The 21965-nt window shown below is 37.1% G+C and carries 18 protein-coding genes; 10 read left to right on the top strand and 8 right to left on the bottom strand.

Annotation, left to right across the window (positions count from 1 at the left end; genetic code table 11):
- Positions 1-119: 119 nt before the first annotated feature.
- The 5 genes from KIK00_RS21820 (at position 120) to KIK00_RS21800 (ending at position 7892) form a co-directional block, all read left to right on the top strand.
- Positions 120-1598, top strand: coding sequence for a PhoX family protein (locus tag KIK00_RS21820; protein ID WP_255814353.1), 1479 nt, complete (start codon positions 120-122; stop codon positions 1596-1598).
- A gap of 65 nt (positions 1599-1663) precedes the next feature.
- Complete coding sequence (locus KIK00_RS21815) at positions 1664-3478, top strand: cytochrome-c peroxidase (RefSeq protein WP_255814352.1); 1815 nt, start codon at positions 1664-1666, stop codon at positions 3476-3478.
- A gap of 231 nt (positions 3479-3709) precedes the next feature.
- Positions 3710-6109 (top strand): DUF5686 family protein, encoded by a 2400-nt coding sequence (locus tag KIK00_RS21810; RefSeq protein WP_255814351.1) that lies wholly within the window; start codon positions 3710-3712, stop codon positions 6107-6109.
- A 68-nt stretch (positions 6110-6177) separates the two neighbouring features.
- Positions 6178-6414 (top strand): hypothetical protein, encoded by a 237-nt coding sequence (locus KIK00_RS21805; protein ID WP_047377060.1) that lies wholly within the window; start codon positions 6178-6180, stop codon positions 6412-6414.
- Positions 6415-6422: 8 nt separating this feature from the next.
- Positions 6423-7892 (top strand): M20/M25/M40 family metallo-hydrolase, encoded by a 1470-nt coding sequence (locus tag KIK00_RS21800; RefSeq protein WP_255814350.1) that lies wholly within the window; start codon positions 6423-6425, stop codon positions 7890-7892.
- Positions 7893-8307: 415 nt separating this feature from the next.
- On the opposite strand, the gene ilvA is transcribed toward KIK00_RS21800, so the two are convergent.
- The 7 genes from ilvA to folP form a co-directional block, all read right to left on the bottom strand.
- Entirely contained in the window at positions 8308-9570 is a 1263-nt protein-coding gene (gene ilvA, locus KIK00_RS21795; RefSeq protein WP_255814349.1) for a threonine ammonia-lyase, read from the bottom strand.
- An 11-nt stretch (positions 9571-9581) separates the two neighbouring features.
- A complete protein-coding gene (gene ilvC, locus KIK00_RS21790) occupies positions 9582-10628 on the bottom strand; it encodes a ketol-acid reductoisomerase (RefSeq protein WP_255814348.1) in 1047 nt (348 codons plus the stop codon).
- 47 nt (positions 10629-10675) lie between these two features.
- Positions 10676-10957: a hypothetical protein gene (locus tag KIK00_RS21785; RefSeq protein WP_052184688.1), complete on the bottom strand. Its 282-nt coding sequence runs from the start codon at positions 10955-10957 to the stop codon at positions 10676-10678.
- Positions 10958-10967: 10 nt separating this feature from the next.
- Positions 10968-12692, bottom strand: a complete 1725-nt coding sequence (ilvB, locus tag KIK00_RS21780; RefSeq protein ID WP_255814347.1) for a biosynthetic-type acetolactate synthase large subunit — start codon at positions 12690-12692, stop codon at positions 10968-10970.
- 6 nt (positions 12693-12698) lie between these two features.
- Positions 12699-14381: a dihydroxy-acid dehydratase gene (gene ilvD, locus KIK00_RS21775; protein ID WP_255814346.1), complete on the bottom strand. Its 1683-nt coding sequence runs from the start codon at positions 14379-14381 to the stop codon at positions 12699-12701.
- Positions 14382-14561: 180 nt separating this feature from the next.
- Positions 14562-15434: a branched-chain-amino-acid transaminase gene (gene ilvE, locus KIK00_RS21770; RefSeq protein ID WP_255814345.1), complete on the bottom strand. Its 873-nt coding sequence runs from the start codon at positions 15432-15434 to the stop codon at positions 14562-14564.
- 367 nt (positions 15435-15801) lie between these two features.
- Positions 15802-16644 (bottom strand): dihydropteroate synthase, encoded by an 843-nt coding sequence (folP, locus tag KIK00_RS21765; RefSeq protein WP_255814344.1) that lies wholly within the window; start codon positions 16642-16644, stop codon positions 15802-15804.
- Between the two features lie 372 nt (positions 16645-17016).
- Between folP and KIK00_RS21760 the strand changes: the two genes are divergently transcribed.
- From KIK00_RS21760 to tpiA, 5 genes are read left to right on the top strand one after another with little or no spacing between them, the layout of a single operon-like run.
- Entirely contained in the window at positions 17017-17583 is a 567-nt protein-coding gene (locus KIK00_RS21760) for a DUF1599 domain-containing protein (RefSeq protein WP_255814343.1), read from the top strand.
- Between the two features lies 1 nt (position 17584).
- Complete coding sequence (locus KIK00_RS21755) at positions 17585-18694, top strand: BT_3928 family protein (RefSeq protein WP_255814342.1); 1110 nt, start codon at positions 17585-17587, stop codon at positions 18692-18694.
- A gap of 14 nt (positions 18695-18708) precedes the next feature.
- Positions 18709-19389: a DUF6058 family natural product biosynthesis protein gene (locus tag KIK00_RS21750; protein ID WP_255814341.1), complete on the top strand. Its 681-nt coding sequence runs from the start codon at positions 18709-18711 to the stop codon at positions 19387-19389.
- Positions 19390-19392: 3 nt separating this feature from the next.
- Positions 19393-19740: a TerB family tellurite resistance protein gene (locus KIK00_RS21745; RefSeq protein WP_142719433.1), complete on the top strand. Its 348-nt coding sequence runs from the start codon at positions 19393-19395 to the stop codon at positions 19738-19740.
- Between the two features lie 35 nt (positions 19741-19775).
- Complete coding sequence (gene tpiA / locus KIK00_RS21740; RefSeq protein WP_255814340.1) at positions 19776-20534, top strand: triose-phosphate isomerase; 759 nt, start codon at positions 19776-19778, stop codon at positions 20532-20534.
- 100 nt (positions 20535-20634) lie between these two features.
- On the opposite strand, the gene KIK00_RS21735 is transcribed toward tpiA, so the two are convergent.
- Complete coding sequence (locus KIK00_RS21735; RefSeq protein ID WP_255814339.1) at positions 20635-21903, bottom strand: esterase-like activity of phytase family protein; 1269 nt, start codon at positions 21901-21903, stop codon at positions 20635-20637.
- Positions 21904-21965: the final 62 nt, after the last annotated feature.

The raw sequence follows: 21965 nt of genomic DNA, 5'->3' as shown, positions 1-21965 counted from the left end.
TTATTGACCTTATCTTAACAAATCATTACCTAATATTAAACTATTTGTTTTATCCTCTTAAAACTTAGTTAACAATAGACCTTTAGTTTTGCCTTAATCGAAATTCAAAAAAAGTAATTATGAAAATTAACCAAACTATTGGAGCTCTATTCCTTGCAGCAATTGTTTTTCAAAGCTGTAATGATGATAATAACGGGGACTCCAATACCCCTGTCAATGACAAAATAAAGATTGAAAATTTTTCCAAAGAGCCCGCTTTCGTTTTTGGAATGCCTGGCTTTGAAAATTTAAATATTACCACTCTTATTTCCAGTTCTGATGTTCTTTCAGGTTCTCCCGATTTCGTTTTCGGAGGTCAGCCGGATGGAATGGGAATTATGAAAGATCCGAACTCTGACGGCTATCTGATGATCACCAATCATGAAATCAAGCAGTCTGTATCAAGAGTATATCTGGATAAAACGTTTAAGCCTGTAAAAGGAGAATATATTTTAAATGGAACCGGAGGAATGACAAGATTATGCTCCGCTACATTGGCAACTCCTGAGACTCATGGTTTCAGTGCATTTCTTACTGCCGGAGAATCTGGTGAAGAAAGTATGGTTCATGCTTTGAATCCATTGGCAGCAGTATCTCAGGCATCAGACAAAACAAGAGTAAAACCAGCATTGGGAAAGGCTTCCATGGAAAATGCAGTTCCACTTCCTAAGGATGTTTCCAATGGAAAAACTTACATCGTCATTGGGGAAGACCAGTCTTATTCTTCTTCCCACCAGTCTGCAGGACAATTAATCATGTATGTTGCCGATACACAGGGAGATCTGGATAATGGTAAGTTGTATTCTTTAAAAAGAACCAACAGCAACTATACTGAAACAGATATGACGAAAGGAAGCAGCTACGATGTAGAATTTGTGGAAATTCCAAATGCTAAGAGCCTTACAGGAGCTCAGATCAATCAGAAAAACATTGACAATAATGCTATCCGTTTTTCAAGAGTGGAAGACGTAGATTACAGAAAAGGAGCAGGAAAAGGAAGAGAAATTTACTTTACAGCTACCGGAGAATCTTCTGACGGTGTGAATCCAAAAGCTGGATTAACAATGTGGGGAAGAGTGTACAAACTTGTCTTGAACTCCAATAACATGCTGACAGGAAAACTGGAAGTAGTTGCAGAAGGAGATTCCAATCCGGGAAATAACCTGATCAATCCTGATAACTTATGTGTTACTGAAAACTTTGTATACATCCAGGAAGACGGAGATTCTTATTACAAAAATGCAAACCACGATTCTTATATCTGGCAGCTGAATATTGCTACAAAGCAATATAAACCATGGCTGAATATGAAACATAACAGAAATGATTCTGCTTGGCAGACTGCTTACAATCAGTCCGGAGATCTGCAGAAGTTTGGCTCATGGGAATTCGGAGCAATGGTTGATATTTCTGACATCATTGGAATTCCAAATACATTCTCTGTGAATATTCACTCACATACATGGCAGCTTGATAAATTCAAAAACCCTGATGGCTCCGGAATCAACACCAATAAAGAAGGTGGACAGATTGTAATCATCAGAAACGTAGAAAAATAGTTTTAATTCCTTCATATCAAATTAAAGTATCAATAGAAAATCTCTGTTGATACTTTTTCATACCTATGAATAAACTTTCTAAATACCCGATACTTCTTTTCTTATACTGTGCAGCAGCACTTTTTACGCTCTATTATTGTAAAAATGATAAGCAGCAGCCTGTATACGAAGATCTTGGTTCTGTAAAAAGCAGGATTATCAAAACCAATACTGATTTTGAAAAACAGATCAATAAACTGAAAGCCCTTGTTTCTAAAGATTCTGACGAAAAACTTCTTCAGGAAAAATTTCAGGATATCAGAAAAACCTACAAAAAAATGGAATGGGCTGTAGAATACTTCCTTCCCCACTCTGCTAGGTTTATCAATGGTCCTGCCCTTCCTGAAATTGAAATGGATGAACATACAGAAATAGAGCCGGAAGGATTGCAGATTTTGGAAGAGATGGTATACCCCTACGATAAAGCGAATAAGGATGAAGTGATCAGAATGCTCAATAAACTCATCAACAAAAGTAATACTATAGAAACCAATTTTCAGGTCATTACCATCAGTAAAGATCAGGTTTTTGATGCTTTAAGACAGGAAGCATTCAGAATTTCAAGCTTGGGAATTTCAGGTTTTGACACCCCAGTTTCAGGTGTATTTCTGCAGGAAATGCCTTTTTCGCTGGAAGGAATCAAGGAGACATTGGAACAAATTTCCACCGACCGGTCGAAAGACAGGGCATTAAAAAGTATCATTGCAGAAATTAATTCAACCGTTGGAATTCTGAAAAAGAATACAGACAAAAATACGTTTGACTACGCCAGTTTTATCCCTGACCATTTGAATAAAATCACCACTCTGATGCTGGATTTTAAAAATCAGGAAAAAATTCCGGATGTTGAAGTAACGACTGCTTTAAACAAAAATGCAGCTACTTTCTTTGCTAAAAATGCTTTTAACCCTAATGCTTTCACTCCAGGAAAAGAATATGCGTTCTCTGAAGAAAAAGCAGTTCTTGGGCGTCAGCTTTTTAATGATAAAATCCTTTCCAACAACAATAACCGAAGCTGTGCAACATGTCATATTCCTGAGAAAGCATTTACTGACGGGCTTGCAAAATCTATATCTCTGGAAAATTCGGAGCTTGCCAGAAACGCTCCTTCTCTCAACTACGCAGGATATCAGCACGGCCAGTTTTGGGATATGAGAAAGGATGACCTGGAAGGACAAAGTTCGGATGTGATCTCCAACAAAGAAGAAATGCATGGTGATCTGAATGTAATTCTGGCGAAAATTAATCAGGATAAAAACTATCAGGCGGCATTTAAAAAGATTTATCATTCTCAAAAAACCGAGGTGTGGCAGCTTCAGAATGTGCTGGCGAGCTATATCCGTTCTTTGTCAAAATTCAATTCTGCTTTTGATGATTATATGAGGGGAAATAAGTCAGCAATGACGGATAGCCAAAAACGTGGATTCAATCTTTTTGTTGGAAAAGCCCAATGCGCAATATGCCATTTTATTCCATTATTCAATGGTACAGTTCCTCCTAATTTCAAGAAAACCGAACAGGAAGTTTTAGGAGTAGCAATCAACGGAGACAATAAAACATTTGACAATGATCTGGGAAGAGGAAAGTTTCATGAAACAGTGCCTTCATTACAGCATTCCTTCAAAACTCCTACGCTTAGAAACATCAATAAAACAGCTCCTTATATGCATAATGGAGGATACAGAACATTGAAAGAAGTTATGAATTTCTACAACAAAGGTGGTGGAAAAGCTTTTGGATTTAAAGTAGAAAATCAGACACTGTCTGATGCTCCGCTACAGCTTACCGATAAGGAAATAGATGATATTATTGAATTTATGAAAGCGCTGGATGATCGATAAAGCCATTCAGGGACACAAAAGATAAAAAAATTAAAACTCCTGAGAATCATTGGTTCAGGAGTTTTTTTATTGGAAATTCTGAAAAAAGACAGAAAGACTATCTAAGTGATCTTATCATTCAGTTTTATAAGGTACAAAGTCCATAAAAACATTAGATTAAATCAATGTTATACTCTGTTAAAAACTTTTTTACAACAATAAATATCATTAATTTTGACGTAGTTTTTTTACATGAAAAGGGAATTACTGTTATTATTTTTTCTGCTTAGTTTTTTGGGGTATTCACAATCAAAGATTAAAGTTGTGGATGACGCCAGTCAAAAACCTGTTATTAATGCAAAAGTATCATGTGACAATACCATCATTGGATACACTAATGAACAGGGCATTTTGGAATTTAAAACAGGATGCAAAAACATTGATATTGACGCCAATTTTTACCAGAAAGAAACCATATCAGTTGAGAGCAGCATGGAGATTTCCCTGCTCAAAAAAATTTCAAAAACCACCAGTATTGAAGCTGTAGTTATTGAAGATAAAAGTGATCCCAGAGCATTGGAAATTCTGAAAAAAGTAAATAAACTGTTTAACGAAAATTCTCCAAAAAGTTTAGGCTCTTATTCTTATAAATCTTACGAAAAAATATCCCTGGATATTGATGAGGACAGCCTTTCTCAGTTTAATCAGTATTTTAATGATTTAAATATTTTCAAGAAAAAAAGGGAAAAAGACTCATTGAATAATATTTCCGCAAGAAAAGTATTTTCGAAAAGTAAACTCTTTCTCTGGGAAAGGGCACAGGAGTTTTTATACTCCAAAAAATATGGTGAAAAGATCAATATTCTGGACAACAGAATTTCTGGCCTGAAACAGCCTATCTATGAAATGATTGCTCTCCAGCAGAGTAACAGGGACATTGTTCCTGAACAGGTGAAACCCGAGAACAGAGGACTTTACAGGTTCTTTCTTTCGGATACTGTTACCCTTGACGGGAGAAAAAACTTTGTGATCCGTTTTCGTGAAGTCAATTACAAAAAGCCGGACAGAAAACGAAAATATAATGGTGCTATCTATGTAGATACGGAAACCTACGGAATCAAAAAGATTGAAAATTTCAGTAAAAATAAAAACGACGGGATCATTACCAGCACATGGGTATTCTACAATAACAAATGGTTCCTTGCCCATGAAAAAACCAAGCTTAAAATGGGTAAAATGGCGATGGACGACAAGGAGCATGCTGACGATAAGAAAGCTAAAAAAAGCTTTGGAACCTACGCTTTTCTTACCTCAAAATATTTTGATTTCGAAGCTCCCATAGAAGAGAATCCCAAAGATTTCAAAGGGTATACCTTCTCTGTAAAAAATATCGACGGCCATTCTCTGGACCGTTACAGAACCGAACCTCTTACCGAAAGAGAACAAAATACCTATAAGACCATCGACAGTTTAGGTAAAAAATATAAAATAGACAGCAAAGCCCAGATCTTATCCGGATTACTGAACGGGCAGATCAGAGTAGGCTCTGTAGACTTCGCTGTGGATGAAATTGTCAATTATAACTCTTATGAAGGCTTCAGATTAGGTTTAAAAGCCAAGCTTAATGAAAATTTTAATCCTTATTTTTCGCCGGATTATTATTTTGCATACGGTGTAAAAGACAGAAGATGGAAATACGGAATGGGACTTGATATGAAAACCTCGTTGGAGAAAAATTCAATTTTCAGATTTGAGGTGTATGATGACGTAACAGCATCTGGAGAGTTTAACAGAAAACTCTGGAACTTCAAAATGAGAACGATGAATTTCGGGAACAACCTGAATAATGATAAATATTTTCACTTCAAAGGAGCTTCTTTATCATATATGAATGATGTGACAAACGGTCTTACCCTTGCGCTTGCCGTAAGACGAAATACAGAGGAAGCAGAATTTGATTATCAGTTCAGAGACAGAGGTACTTCATACAGGAATTTCAACACCCTTTTTACCTTAAAATATTCTCCGAATTCTACCAATATTATGACACCTCAGGGAAAATCTCTGATTGACCAGAAATATCCTGAACTGTATTTTAATTATGAGCAGAGCTACAAACTGCTGCAAGGGAACTTTAATTATTCGCGTTTTGATGCCCTGTTTGTTCATAATTTCAAGACCCCCATTGGGACCACCGGTTTCAGATTGTATGGAGGGGTGGTTTTGGGTGAAGCCCCAATCTGGAAGAACTTTACAATGAACGGACTTGCTTCTCCCGGTAAAGATTTTAATTTCAACCTTACATCTTACCTTGGATTTGCTACACTGGAGGGAGGAAAATATTATAATGATAAGTTTATAGCGTATTACTTCACTCACAAGCTGCCATTGTATTTTAAGAGTTTCGGGCACAATGTTTCCAGTTTTGATTTTGTTCTGAGAGGAACTATCGGAGATATGAAGCATCCGGAATACCATCAGTTTAAATTCAGAAAACTGGACCACCTGTATCAGGAAGTCGGTTTGGAATGGAACAATTTCCTTTCCAGCTACTTTAATCTGGGCTTATTCTACAGGGTGGGTTATTATGCCACCCCTTATTTCAAAGAAAACTTTGCGATCCAGTTTAAGCTGAAGTTTCTGGAATTTTAATATTCCCGATCTTTACCGCAAAAATTTTACATTTTACATTTTACATTTTACATTTTATATAAAATATCATGCAGAAAATCGAAATCAAAGCAGAACAGTTTTTTGAACTATTAAAATTAAAAGACACTTCAATGTGGGCCATTTTCTCACAGATGATGGACGGAAATGAAAAGGAAATTATCTTTTTAGATAATGAAGATAAGATTCTTTTTAACTATATTCTGCCTTCTACACCGGAAAAACTGGAGGAAGACAGAAAAGAGTTTTCAAAACAGTTTTCAGAAAAATTGACTAACTTCAATTAAAAATTTTGATGAATAAAAATTATGTTTTTTCTCTGCTAAGTCTCTTCCTGTTTACCATTGGAAATTCTCAGAGTTATAAAAAGCCTTTGGTTTCTGCCATCAAAGAATCTGATCTTCGTACCGATATGTATCAGCTTGCAGCAGACCAATTCTGGGGCCGTGAAGCAGGAACTCTGGATGAACTGAAAGTTTCTATGTGGCTGGCTGACAAAGCCAAAGAAGCTGGAATGAAACCTGCCGGAGATAACGGAACTTTTTTCCAGTTTTTTGATATGTACAGGCATCAGGTTATTCCGCAAAGCAGCCTAAAAATTGGAGATAACACCTTAAAACTATGGAAAGATTTCCTGGTTGCAGAACCTGTGAACGCTTCTTTAGATGCTGAAATTGTATATGCCGGAAACGCAGAACCTGAAGATCTTGCCAAATTGAATATTAAAGGAAAGGTTCTTGCCATAAACGCTTCTGACAAAAATATATCAAAAGATATGACTCTTTTTGTAAGAAGATATCCCGGATTCGTAAGAAATAAATATTACAATAAAACTTCTGAACTGGGAGCGAAAGCCATCATTTTCATTACCGATGATATTTCTGAACAAAGCTGGATAGAAGTATTGCCACAAATGACAAGAGGAAGTTACGGCGTGGAAGGATTAAGAGAGAAAATCACGAACAATATTCCTGTTTTATGGATTAAAAGAGAGAATGCAGGTTGGGTAAAAAACAATCCAAAAGCTTCTCTGAACCTGATCACTGAAACGTACAAATATCCATCAGTTAATATTATCGGGAAAATAGAAGGTACAGATCCTGTTCTTAAAAACGAATATGTTTTGCTAAGTGGACATCAGGATCATGACGGGATCAGACATCCTGTAAAGAACGACACCATCTACAATGGTGCTGATGATAATGCCAGTACCTGTGTTGCCATGTTGGCAATGGCGAGAGCTTACAAAAAGCAACCGGGAAAAAGAAGTATCCTGTTTGTTTTTCATGGAGCCGAAGAAAGAGGATTGCTAGGTTCCAGATGGCACGCAGCACATCCAGTAGTTCCGAAAGAGAAAATTGTAGCTGTTCTGAACGGTGATATGATCGGGAGAAATGATAATAATGAAGCGGCTTTATTGGGAGGAAATGCCCCTCACAAAAATTCTGAAGAGCTTGTAAAAATGGCTGAAGAGGCCAATAATGAGAGTACAAAATTCAAATACCTGAAAGATTGGGATTCTCCTAGCCATGCTGAATATTTCTATTTCAGAAGTGATCACCTTCCTTATGCTAAAATCGGGATTCCTGCGATATTTTTCACCAGTGTGCTGCATGATCAGTATCATACACCACAGGATGAATCAGAAAATATCAATTATAAAAAGCTATATAAAATGACGGAATGGATGTACAGAACATCCTGGAAAGTTGCTAATGAAACAGAACGTCCGAAAGTAATTTCAAATTTTTCGCTTGAAAGATAATTTATAAGGAAAAAGAATTGAACCATTAAGAAGAATTTAGGTGATAAGGAAAGTTAAGATTAAAATCAGTTTGAATGAAACATTCCGCTTAATAAATATCAAAAGATATTTTCCTTCGCTATTCTTAAAAACTTAATCATCCTTAATGGTTTCAAAATAATTTTCATCCTATCAAAAAAGCTTCACAGATTGTGAAGCTTTTTTCATCATTGTATTTTTAGAATCCGTTTGAAAATGAAATAATTTAATATAGAATACAATTTGAAATTGAGACTTTAAGAAAGGTTAAGATTCAAGTCAGTTTGAATGAAGCATTCCGCTTAATAAATATCTCAAGATATTATCCTTCACTATTTTTAAAAACTTAATCATTCTTAATGGTTTCAAAAATTATTTTTAATTAATTATAGTTCTTTTAAATAAGAAGATTCATCAGAGAAGGATCATTGTTCAGGTAGTTGACAAAAAAATCATTTTGTTTCATCTTATCGATTAAAGGGGTGAAATCTTTGTTTTGTTTCAGAGCAATTCCTACTACTGCAATTCCTTTTTCTTTTGAATTTTTCTGGGTGTACTCAAAGTAGGTAATATCGTCATCAGGGCCTAATACATCTATCACAAAGGTTTTCAATGCTCCCGGACGCTGTGGAAATCTGACCAGGAAATAATGCTTTAACCCCGCATAAAGCAATGCTTTTTCCTTGATTTCTTCCATACGGGTAATGTCATTGTTGCTTCCGCTGATAATACACACAACATTTTTACCTTTTATTTCCTCTCTGTATCTTTCCAATGCTGCTACTGAAAGTGCTCCCGCCGGTTCTACTACGATAGCATCTTTATTATACAGGGACAATATGGTTTCACATACAAGTCCTTCATCTACTGTAACCATATCGTACAGGATATTTTTACAGCGTTCAAAAGTAATATCTCCTACTTTCTGTACTGCTGCCCCGTCTACAAAACGGCTTATCTTTTCAAGAAGAACAGGTTTTCCTTTTTCAAGGGCTTTTTTCATGCTTGCTGCAGCGGAGGGTTCTACTCCGATAATTTTTGTTTGCGGAGACAAATGCTGAAATACAGTACAGATTCCTGCTGCCAGTCCACCGCCACCTATCGGAACAAAAAGATAATCAACAGCACCTTCTGCCTGCTCCAGAATCTCGAGTGCTGTTGTTGCCTGTCCTTCAATAATCGCCGGATCATCAAAAGGATGAATAAATACGCTGTTATGATCTTTACAAAACCTCATCGCAGCATCTTTTGCTACATCAAAAGTATCTCCATAAAGAATAACATCTATGTATTCTCCACCGAACATCTTTACCTGTTCAAGCTTTTGTCCGGGCGTTGGTAAAGGCATGAAAATAGTTCCTTTTACTTTCATTGTCTGACATGCAAACGCAACGCCCTGCGCATGATTTCCGGCACTGGCACAAACAACACCTTTTGAAAGTTCTTCCTCAGACATGGTTGCCATCTTATTATAGGCTCCTCTTATTTTATAAGATCTTACCCTTTGAAGGTCTTCTCTTTTAAAACGAATGTTCGACTCATAAATAGCTGACAAATTATTATTGACAGCCAAAGGTGTTTTTACCACTACATTTTTTAATCGTTCCTCTGCTTTATAGACATTCTCTAAAACAGAGGAACTTACTCCCTCTTTCATCATCTGTTTGGTAATTAATTGTTTTCTGGTCTCAGGCTTCGTACTGTCTTACCAGCTTTCCACATTTCGCTTTCTCTCAGCTCAGTAAGTTCGACTTCTAATTTTTCACGATAATCCGGTTTGCTGTTGCTGTCGATTGAACGTTGTGCTTCGTTTCCTTTGGCTACATTGTCATATAGTTCTTCAAACAAAGGCGAAGTAGCATCTCTGAAGCGTTTCCACCAGTCTAAAGCTCCTCTCTGAGCTGTTGTGCTGCAATTGGCGTACATCCAGTCCATTCCATTTTCTGCCACTAAAGGCATTAATGACTGAGTCAATTCTTCTACGGTTTCATTAAAGGCTTCGGAAGGGCTGTGTCCGTTTTTTCTCAATACATCATACTGAGCGGCAAATATTCCCTGTACAGCTCCCATCAATGTTCCACGCTCTCCGGCAAGATCACTGTATACTTCTTTTTTAAAGTCGGTTTCAAAAAGATATCCGCTTCCTATTGCGATGCCTAATGCTGTTACTCTTTCTCTGGCTTTTCCTGTAGCATCCTGATAAACGGCAAAACTGCTGTTCAGACCTCTGTCCTGCAGGAACATTCTTCTTAATGAAGTTCCTGAACCTTTTGGTGCTACCAGAAATACATCTACATCGGCTGGAGGAACAATTCCTGTACGCTCGCTGAACGTGATCCCGAAGCCATGAGAAAAGTATAACGCTTTTCCTGGAGTAAGATGCTGTTTTACTTTCGGCCAGTATTCAATCTGTGCGGCATCACTCAGAAGGTAGCAGATTATGGTTCCTTTTTCCAATGCTTCTTCGATTTCAAATAAAGTTTCTCCCGGTACAAATCCGTCTGCTACTGCTTTATCCCATGATTTGGAGTTTTTTCTCTGCCCTACAATAACATTAATTCCGTTATCTTTCTGGTTCAAAGCCTGTCCGGGTCCCTGTACTCCATATCCGATCACTGCTACGACTTCGTTTTTTAATGTTTCCTGAGCTTTTTCCAACGGAAATTCTTCTCTTGTTACTACATTCTCTTCTACTCCTCCAAAATTCAATTTTGCCATTTTCTTTGATTTTATTTATTATTGATTGTGATGTTTAATTTTTATTCTTAGCTGGCATATTCTACTGCCGTCAGGTATGGATTTCTGTGATAATGTACTTCCAGAACGTCTACCTGCTTTTCCATTTGTCTGCTGATCTTCTGAACAGAGTCTTCTGTTTCTCTGATTACGATGACAAACTTTTTTACTTTTTCTATTTCGGAAGGACCTACATTGAAGGTCACCATAGAAATTCTTCTTCTTGAAAAAATAGCATTAATCCGTCCGATTAACCCTAAATAATCTTCTGTGTACGCCGTAATGGTGTATTCTTTATGATCTGTTTTCATCTTTTTATTTTTAAGCTTTATTATTTAATACAATCTCCGAAACACTTTTTCCCTGCGGAATCATCGGAAATACATTGTGTTCTTTTCCTGTCATTACTTCAAGGAGGAAAGCACCTTTATGATCAAGCATTTCACGGAGAGCCCACTTCAAGTCTTCTCTCTCGGATACTTTCTTTCCTGATATATTGTACCCCTTTGCTACCTGAACAAAATCCGGACTCTGAATATCTACTGAGGAATATCTTTCTTCGTGAAACAATTCCTGCCACTGTCTCACCATTCCGAGATAGCAATTATTCAGAATTAAAATCTTTACTTCCGGATGATACTGCATTATAGTTCCCAGTTCCTGAATATTCATCTGAGCTCCACCATCACCCATCACCGCAATAACAGGACGGTTGGTCTCTGCATAAGATGCTCCTATTGCAGCAGGAAGACAGAATCCCATAGTCCCAAGCCCTCCACTTGTGACGTTGGTTCGGGAATGTTTGAAATGAGAGTAACGGCATGTTGCCATCTGATGCTGCCCCACATCGGTTACAATAACCGCATTCCCTTTTGTCATCTCATTCAGGTAACGGATAACTTCTCCCATTGTAATCTCGCCTTCTTCAGGGTAAAGCTCTGTATTGATCAATTGGATACTTTCAATTTCATGACATTTTTTAAATCTCTCATGCCATTCCGGATGTTCTCTTTTCACAATCCATTTTGTAAGAAATGGAAGCGTATGTTTACAGTTTCCAAGAACCGGAACATCAACTTTTACATTTTTATTAATCTCTGCGTTATCAATATCAAGGTGAATGATTTTTGCCTGTTTCGCATACTGATCCAGTCTTCCGGTTACGCGGTCATCGAATCTCATTCCGACAGCAATCAGAACATCACATTCGTTGGTTAATATATTCGGGCCATAGTTTCCGTGCATTCCTACCATTCCTACAGCTTGGGGATGATCGGTAGGAATGGCGCTCATTCCTAAAACCGTCCATGCTACCGGAATTCCTGATTTTTCGGCAAACTCTAAAAACTCTTTTTCAGCTTTCCCCAGCATAATCCCCTGTCCAGCAATGATAAATGGCTTCTCTGCATTATTGATCAGTTCCGCTGCTTTTTCAATACTTTCAAAACATAAATTGGGATCTGGTTTATAACTTCTCAATGATTGACATGGAGAATATCCTTTATAATCAACAGACTGCAGCTGGGCATTTTTGGTAACATCAATCAATACAGGACCTGGACGACCTGATTTTGCAATGTAAAATGCTTTTGCCAATACTTCGGGAAGCTCATTAGCATCGGTTACCTGATAATTCCATTTGGTAACCGGGCTCGTGACGTTCATTACATCTATTTCCTGAAAGGCATCAGTTCCGAGAAGGTGTTCAAAAACCTGCCCTGTAATGCATACCAAAGGAGTATTATCCAATAGTGCATCAGCTAAACCGGTTACGAGATTGGTCGCGCCGGGACCGCTGGTAGCCAATACAACACCAACTTCCCCTGAGACTCTTGCTAAACCCTGTGCCGCATGTACTGCAGCTTGTTCGTGACGTACAAGTATATGTTTCAGGTTCTCCTGATAGTCGTAAAGAGCATCATAAATAGGAATAATAGCACCTCCCGGATATCCGAAAACTGTTTTTATGCCTTCGTTAAGAAATGCCTCCAAAATGATCCGGCTTCCGCTAAGTTGTATTTCTGTTGATAAATTCAGGTTTTCCATATACTTTTATTGAGTGATTTCGTCTGTTACACAGCCTTCTGCCGCTGATGATACTGTTAATGCATATTTATAAAGCAATCCTTTCTGTACTTTAAGAGGCGGTTTTTGCCAATCTTTCTTTCTTTTTTCTATTTCTTCTTCCGAAACTTTGAGCTGTATGGTGTTGTTTACGGCATCAATTTCAATCAGGTCATCATCATTTACAAAGGCTATCAAACCTCCTTCGTGAGCTTCTGGAGTGATGTGCCCAACTACAAATCCGTGGGTTCCTCCGCTAAATCTTCCGTCTGTAATCAAAGCGACGCTGCTTCCAAGACCTGCTCCTATCAGTGCACTGGTAGGTTTCAGCATTTCAGGCATTCCAGGAGCACCTTTCGGTCCTTCATGACGGATAACAATGACATCGCCATGCTGTACGGTTCCATCCTGAATTCCTCTGATCAGATTCTTTTCACCATCAAATACACGGGCTTTTCCTACGAAACGTTCTCCCTCTTTACCTGTGATCTTTGCCACGCTTCCTTTTTCAGCAAGATTTCCGTATAATATTCTCAGGTGTCCGGTAGCTTTTACAGGCTCTGACAATGGTTTTATGATTTTCTGTGTATTGAAATCCAGATCAGGAACATTTTCTAAATTCTCTGCTAATGTTTTTCCTGTTACTGTTAAGCAATCACCGTGTAATAATCCCTGATTTAAAAGATATTTCATTACTGATGGTATTCCTCCGTGTTCATACAGATCCTGCATCAGGTATTTTCCGCTGGGTTTCAGATCTGCCAGTACTGGAGTTTTATCACTCATCTTTTGGAAATCATCCTGAGTAAGCGGCACTCCAACACTTTTTGCCATGGCTATGAAATGTAAAACCGCATTGGTACTTCCTCCGAGAATAACAATCATGCGAAGAGCATTTTCAAAGGCTTTACGGGTCATGATATCCGAAGGTTTAATATCTTTTTCCAATAATACTTTCAGGTATTTTCCTGCTTCAAGGCATTCTTCCTGTTTTTCTTTGCTTAAGGCTGGGTTGGAAGAGGAATATGGAAGACTCATTCCTAATGCTTCTATCGCGGAAGCCATTGTATTGGCAGTATACATTCCACCGCATGCACCTGCGCCTGGGCAGGAATTCTTTACAACACCATCAAAATCTTCTTCAGTGATTTCTCCGGCAATCTTTTTCCCTAATGCTTCAAAAGCAGAAACAATGTTAAGCTGTTCACCTTTGTAGCAGCCTGGAGCAATTGTTCCTCCATACACCATGATGGATGGTCTGTTCAGCCTTCCCATTGCGATGATAGTTCCCGGCATATTTTTGTCGCATCCTGGCAATGCGATCAATCCGTCGTAGTATTGTGCTCCGCAGATCGCTTCGATACTGTCTGCAATTACATCACGGCTTACCAGAGAATAACGCATTCCATCTGTTCCATTGCTCATACCATCACTTACTCCGATTGTGTTAAAAACCAATCCGGCTAACCCATGATTCCATGTTCCTTTTTTTACAACCTGAGCCAGATCATTCAAATGCATATTGCAGGTATTTCCGTCATACCCCATACTGGCAATTCCTACCTGAGCCTTGTGCATATCTTCTTCTGTAAATCCTATCCCGTACAACATTGCTTTGGCTGCGGGTTGCTCACTGTTCTGCGTGAATGTTTTTGAATATTTATTTAACATATTTTTACTGCATTTTCTATTCTTTTCCTCTTCTTAAATTGGAGTTCTTTACTAAATTTCGATCCAAAACTACATTTTGTAATATTCTTTTCATTTTCGGTTTTTCTAAAAACTACAATACTCAACCGTTTAAAAAATAGATGTATTTGATTGATAATTAAATACTTAAACCATAAAAATTTACAATGACAGAACTCTTACCAATTTCAAATATGCCTGCTGTACTCTCCCGCTTGCAGTATCTTCCCAGTTTTTGGTAAAAGGAATATCATCAAGTGAATTCAGGGCAACAATTTCTGCTGCTGTACCACAGAAAAAACCGGCATCTGCACCTCTCATTTCTTCCGGTTTAAAAAAAGTCTCTTTTACAGGAATATCAAGCTTATTACAAATTTCCATCACGGTTTGTCTAGTGATTCCCGGAAGGATACTTCCTTTGGCCGGAGTATATAAAACTCCGTCTTTTTCGTAGAAAACATTGGCACCTGAGCTTTCGGCAACGTTTCCGTTTTCATCCAGTACCAGCGCTTCATCATAACCTTTGTCTTTAGCGTCTTGACAAGCCAATATTGAGTTTACATAATGGCCACCTACTTTGGCTTCAACCTTGAAAGCTTTAGGATTAGGACGTTGAAAAGGGGAAGTCATAATTTTCATTTTGTCTGCCAGATAGCCGTTATTCCATTCCCAGGCAAGAAGTGACAGATAAGATTTTTGTCCTTTTGAAAGTGACATATTGGGTGAACATGTGACCAACGGACGGATATAAGCATCTGTGAAACCATTACGTTCCAGAAGTTCGTAAGTAAGATCAGTAAGCTGTTCTACGGAATAATCAAAGGGAATGTGCATCAGTTCTGCTGATTTTTTCAGTCTTTCGTAGTGTTCTTTTGCTTTGAAGATTCTGGTTCCCTGATCTGTGCTGTAGGATTTAATTCCTTCAAAAACAGAATAACCATAGTGAAGTGATTGTCCGTAGAGGTCTGTTCCGGCATCTTTCGCTTTCATAAATTTTCCGTCAAAGTAGATGGTCGTGTCGTCGTTGTAATACATGTTATAAGGTTTAAAAAATTTAAAAATGGGAATAAAAAAAGCCCTCTCACGTTGTGAGAGGGCTCAATATATGTACAGTCATACACTTTCCTTCTCACAGACGCAAGGGAATAATAATGACGATAATAATTACTGATAATAACTGATACATACTCTTGTACTATAAAAAATTAAAACAAAAAAACCGTTTCATCATTTGAAACGGTTTTATATATAATTTAAATTAAATCTATTTAAAATGCCGTTTCCTTACTGTTGCTAATGACAACAGCAATAATAGAAATGACAATAATATTTTTCTGATTCGTAAAATTCATATTGCAAATGTATAAACTTTTTAATTACTCACAAGTTTTTTTCACACTTTTTATTTTTTTCGTAAAAAACGGGTCAGTATTTTCTTTGCTTCAGCCACATCATGAACTCTTAAAATTTTTGCGCCCTGCTCCAACACTTTCATATGAAGTTTCTGAGTTTCTTCATTGATATCCAGAGGTGATTTTCCGAGCGGTTTATAGATAAATGACTTTCTGGAAATACCTATTAAAAGAGGGAATTTTTCAAATCCGAGATATTCAACTTCATGGATCATTTTCATCTGATCTTCTACTGTTTTTCCGAAACCAAAACCGGGATCAAGAATGATATCATTCACTCCTTTTTCTAAAAGTTCTTTCGTTTTTTGGGAGAAATACCGGTTCACTTCCAGCGTAATATCTTCAAATTTTATTTTATCATGCATGGTTTGGTAGGAAGGATTTACATGCATGAGGATGTAAGGAAGCTTCGTTTCAGCAGCTGTATCAAACATTTTTGCATCATACTGTCCGCCTGAAATATCATTAATCAGATCAATTCCTTCGTTAAATCCGAATTTCACTGTTTCTGCATAAAAAGTATCAAGGGAAATCAGAGCTTCCGGAAATTCTTTTTTGATCAGAGAAATAAGATTTCCGATTCTGTTTATTTCTTCTTCAGTACTTAAAAAATCAGCATTGGGACGTGTAGACTGAGGACCGATATCCAATATTTCAGCTCCTTCTTTTAACAGCTTTTCGGCATGATTCAGTGCTGATTTTTCATTATTAAATTTTCCACCGTCAGAGAATGAATCCGGAGTCAGATTCAGGATTCCCATGATCTTTGGAGTGTCCAGTTGTACTAAACGACCGTTGCAGTTGATTGAGTGAATTTGAGGGTTGGAGAGCATGGAAGTTATTATTGATGGATGAGAGTTAATAGTTGATAAATGATTTGTGGTGCAAAATTAGTGATTTATGAGTTTTTAATGAGAAGAAATTAAAAATTATAGGCTGGAAGCTAGAAGCTGGAGGTTGGAAGCTAAATGTACACTCTCAAATCCCAGAACTCAGTAAATCGAATCTTGAAACTTTTTCCTCAAATACTTTCTAATCTAAAACTCTCTCACTCTCAAACTCTAACACCTAACTACTCGAAATCCGCATCAAGAATCCGAAATACTCGAACTCTCCCACTCTCAAACCCTCTGACTCACAAACTCAGCTCATCAAATTCAAAAATCTAAAACCGAATTCGTATATTTGGAAGATTAAGAAAATTTATGCTAAAAACATCAGTACAGTTCGAGAAAGTTATCAGTCAGTGCCGTGATCTTTTCGGTAAAAAATTACAGGATTATGGTGCAGCATGGAGGGTGTTAAGACCGAGTTCCATTACAGATCAGATTTACATCAAAGTCAACAGGATCCGTACGCTGCAGATGACTGATAAAAAAATGGTGGATGAGAGTGAGGAAGATGAATTTATTGCCATTGTGAACTACTCTATCATTGGACTTATTCAGCTTGAGAAAGGTCTTTCCAATGATTTCAATGAAAATAAAGATGAAATTTTAGGTCTGTATGACAAATATGCCAATGAGGCAAAGGCTTTGATGGAAAGAAAAAATCATGACTATGGTGAGGCATGGAGAGATATGAGAATTTCTTCAATCACGGATCTTATTTATCAGAAAGTATTAAGAACTAAGCAGATTGAGGACAATCAGGGAAAAACAATCGTTTCGGAAGGGCTTGATGCCAACTATTTCGATATGCTGAATTATGCCGTCTTCTGCCTTATCAAGTTCTCGGAAAAAGAAAATCAATTCGAACCCAAAAATATTTAATATGCTCAAAGGTTTATTACGCTTTATTATTGCTGTTATTTTTATCCTTTCAGGCTTTGTGAAAGCCGTGGATCTGATAGGTTTTTCTTTCAAAATGGAAGAATATTTTGCTCCTCCTGTTTTCAACATGCCGTTTTTAGAAAAGTTTGCCCTGCTGTTTTCCATTATAGTAGTGGTACTGGAGCTTTTCCTTGGATTTATGCTGCTGCTTAAATTAAAGCTTAAATTTACCTTGTCCCTATTAATTGCCCTTTGTATTTTCTTTGGATTCCTTACTTTTTATTCAGCCTATTTCAATATGGTAACGGACTGTGGATGTTTTGGCGATGCCATCAAATTTACGCCTTGGCAGAGCTTCCTTAAGGATGTTGTACTTCTGATAGGATTGATTATATTATTTGTTTTGTACAGAAAAGATTTCCGTAAAAAAGATGAGTATGGGGTTACCAAGAAAGAGACCTCCAACACATTTAAATATATCCTTTTAACCGTCTTTTCTCTAGGGATGATCTATGTAATGGCGCAGGGAATTATGCATGAACCTATCATTGATTTCCGTGATTATAAAATAGGCACGGACATTAAAGGTGAAAAAGGAAAAATCGGAAAAAACCCTTCCGAATATAAAACTTTTTACTCTCTGAAAAACCAGAAAACAGGAGCTGTTATAAAGGTAAATCAGGATGATTATATCAAAAAAACAGAATACTGGGCAGAAGGTTCTCCATGGAAAATTGAGGAAGGAAAAAATGAATCTGTAATGATCAAAGAAGGTTACAAATCTGAAATTGTGAAATTTAAGATTGAAGATCCTACAGGAATGGAGGTTACGAACGATATCATCAACGCCCCAAAAGCTGTTTTGGTATTCTCTTATCATCCAAAAGATGTTCCTGCTGATCTGCTTCAAAAGGTGGAAGCTAAAGTAAATACACAGAAAGGAGCTCTTATCTATGGTATTTCTACCTATCCGAATACTTTTAAAACTATTAAAAATGCAATGATGGACGGAACTGCCATCAAAACCATAGCAAGAAGCAACCCGTTTGTACTGATTCTTGAAAATGGAAAAATTATAGACAAACAGCCTGCAAAGGATTATATCAATTAATTATTTCAAAAGTGATGGAACAAAATTTTGATTATATTAATGAAAATTATATTACAGAAAATGAATTGTGTACTATAACGAATATCAGTAAGGATGAACTGGCTGCGCTCATTCAAAATCAATTAGTTCCACAACCTTCTTACACGGTTTCCAGAAGTATCAGAATTACATCACCTCTTAATGATGAATTTGAAAGTGAAATTACAGAAAAATATTTCAGTAAGAACTGTATTTCACTGGTTAAAAAGAATAAAGAATTGAGGGATATTCATCTATACAAAGAAGAATTTAAAGAAAACTTTATCCTAAATCTGATCAACCATCCTGATAAAGCCTTTGCTTATGATAGTATATTCAATACTTCTTTTCCGGAACAGGAAAAGCTAAATGAAATATTTGAAAGTGAGTGGGCTGCCTATTGTAATGGCATATATGGGATTTGTACATTACATTCTACAGAAGAGGAAATTGTAAAAAAGGAAATTGCAGTAAAAAAACTGATTCATTTCAACACACAGTCTTCTGATAAAAAACTTACCCCAGAAGAATCAGATGAACTGATAAAGCTGAACGAGGAATTCAACGAAGTAACTCAGAAATTTGCTCCTTATCAAAGAAATTCAAGCAGTAGAGGTAAATATCTCGATAAAATTTTAAAAGAAAATAACTTAGACGATCTAGTAATAAAATATTAAAAAATGCAAAAATCAAATAAATCAATCGCCGGCTATCACTTATTAATGATTCTTTCTTCTGTAGACGGAGAGTTTGCTCCTGAGGAAGGAATGCTGGTTCAGCAATATCTGGCAGATGAATTTCCGTTCAGAATGAATCTTGACAACGAACTAGACACATTAGCTCTTTTGCAGCCTGAAGAATGGAAAGATCATTTTGAATTCCATGCAAGATGTTTTCATGATGATTCTACAGAAGATGAGCGTGTAAAGTTTGTTCAGTTTGCAAAATCATTGATCAAAGCTGATAATAAAGTAACTGAAGAGGAGCATACGTTCTACGTTCTGCTGAAAAATCTTTGGGGATTGTAACAAAAAAAAATAAAATAAATCTATATTTAAATCTTATGAGAAGAAAAATAGTTGCAGGCAACTGGAAAATGAACAAAAATGTAATTGATGCACAACAATTGATGATTCAGTTACTAAGCTATAAAAACAACAACGCTACCAACTGTGAGGTTTGGATCGCTCCACCTGCATTATATTTAATGATGGCAAAAGACATCTTTGAAAAGGATGAAATCGGGGTATTTTCTCAGGATATGAGTGAGCATGAAAGTGGTGCTTATACAGGAGAAATTTCTGCAGATATGTTGGAATCTATCGATGCTACCGGTTCATTAATCGGGCACTCTGAAAGAAGACAGTATCATGGAGAAACAGATTCTCACTGTAACAGAAAAATCAAATTAGCGCTTGACAAAGGTCTTATTCCTGTTTACTGTAATGGGGAAACTCTTGAGCAGAGAAAGGCAGGACAACATCTGGAAGTAGTAAAAAATCAGACTGAAGTAGCTCTTTTCACACTTTCTGCTGAAGAAATTAAGAAGGTAGTGATTGCTTACGAACCGGTTTGGGCTATCGGAACAGGAGAAACGGCAAGCCCGGAGCAGGCTCAGGAGATTCATGCACATATCAGAAGTATCATCGCTGCAAAATACGGACAGGAAGTTGCTGATGAGGTTTCAATCCTTTATGGAGGATCTGTAAAGCCAGACAATGCAAAAGAAATCTTCTCTCAGCCGGATATCGACGGAGGTCTGATTGGAGGGGCAGCTTTGAAATTAGAGGATTTCTCTAAGATTATTGAAGGTTTTAATTAATAAGCAAAAAAATAATGGGGTTCCGGATAAAACCCGTTCCTATTGATACATAAAAACGGCGGCATCTTCGATGCCGCCGTTTTCCGTTAAAAAAATCTAATTATTGAATATCGACTACATACATAGTTCCTTTGTCTACTTTACCTGTCTTTGGTAAAATTTTGGCTTTAGGATTTCCGTTTCCATCATCCACTACTCCAAAGTCATCATCATTGAAAACAGCCAGTTTATTATTTCCTAAATAAACTATTCCTTCAAATTTATCATGTTCATAGCCCAGTTTTGCAACCAGATCTACGGCTAATGTTTTTGAAACAGCTTTTATCCCTGCATTGGTAATTTCATCCCATGAGCACTGTTCTAAAGCTTTCCCATTAATTTTCATCCCGTCTACTGCATTAATATCAGTCCCGTTCACATCGGAGGCATTGCTCAGGTTAATTCTGTATACTTTTTTTATTCCTCCCTGAGATCCGAAATTTCCATCTCTTTCAATCACCAGGAATTCATTGTTACTTAATGCTGTAATATCACAAACTGAATCAGAAGCGCCTCCATCCTGCTTATATAAAAACTGTTTGGTCTGCCCTGTAATAATATCAAATGTGACAATTCTCGTTAAAGTAGTATTAGTTGCCAATGCTTTGCTCGGTACAAGCATCATTGACTGTATGGTTCCTACCAGCGTTCTTCCATCCGGGGTAATGCAAAGTCCTTCCATACCTCTGTTAGCTCTTCTTTTCGCTAAAACTGCGGGTAATTTTCTTGGTCCGGTATTTACACCTATCGGACTTATTCTTTCCATTTCTACTCCATCTGCACTGTAATGTACGATGTGTGGACCATATTCATCAGAAACCCAGAATGTACCGTCTGATGCTGCCACAATACTTTCACTGTCTAATCCATATTTATCTGTGCCTAAAACATTTCCGGAAGCGTCATAGGCTATTTCCCCTGTACTTCCCATTCCTACCGGGTTTGGAAGCCCTGTAATAATCTGTCCTGATGGATTTTTAAGCTTAATATATTTGATTACTTCCACATTCCCTTCAGCATTGATTTTAAAATGCATAATGGTAGGAGTAAAGTTAGGAGCAAGGAATTTTTTTCCATTCTGAAAGTCAGTATTAGGCCCTCTATCTGTGATGACGTAGAATTCACCTTTTCTTGTAGGGTGGGCTGCTGCTCCGGAACCAAATCCACCATTGATGACATCTACTCCGTTTATGGTAGCCAGTTTTGTAAATGGAAATTCCTGAGGTAGTTTGGAATAATTAATATCCTGATTAATTATTGTGGTATCATCATCACTTTTACATGAAGCCAATACTGCCAGCACTACAACAGACAATAGTAATTTTTTCATATTCACTTTTATGGCTGCGAATGTATAAATTGATTGTAAACTGATCTTGAATATAATGATAA

It is taken from the genome of Chryseobacterium sp. MA9 (genome assembly GCF_024399315.1).
Classification (GTDB): domain Bacteria; phylum Bacteroidota; class Bacteroidia; order Flavobacteriales; family Weeksellaceae; genus Chryseobacterium.
The sequence above is the reverse complement of the archived record's forward strand: the minus strand, read 5'-3'. Positions and strand labels throughout refer to the sequence as shown.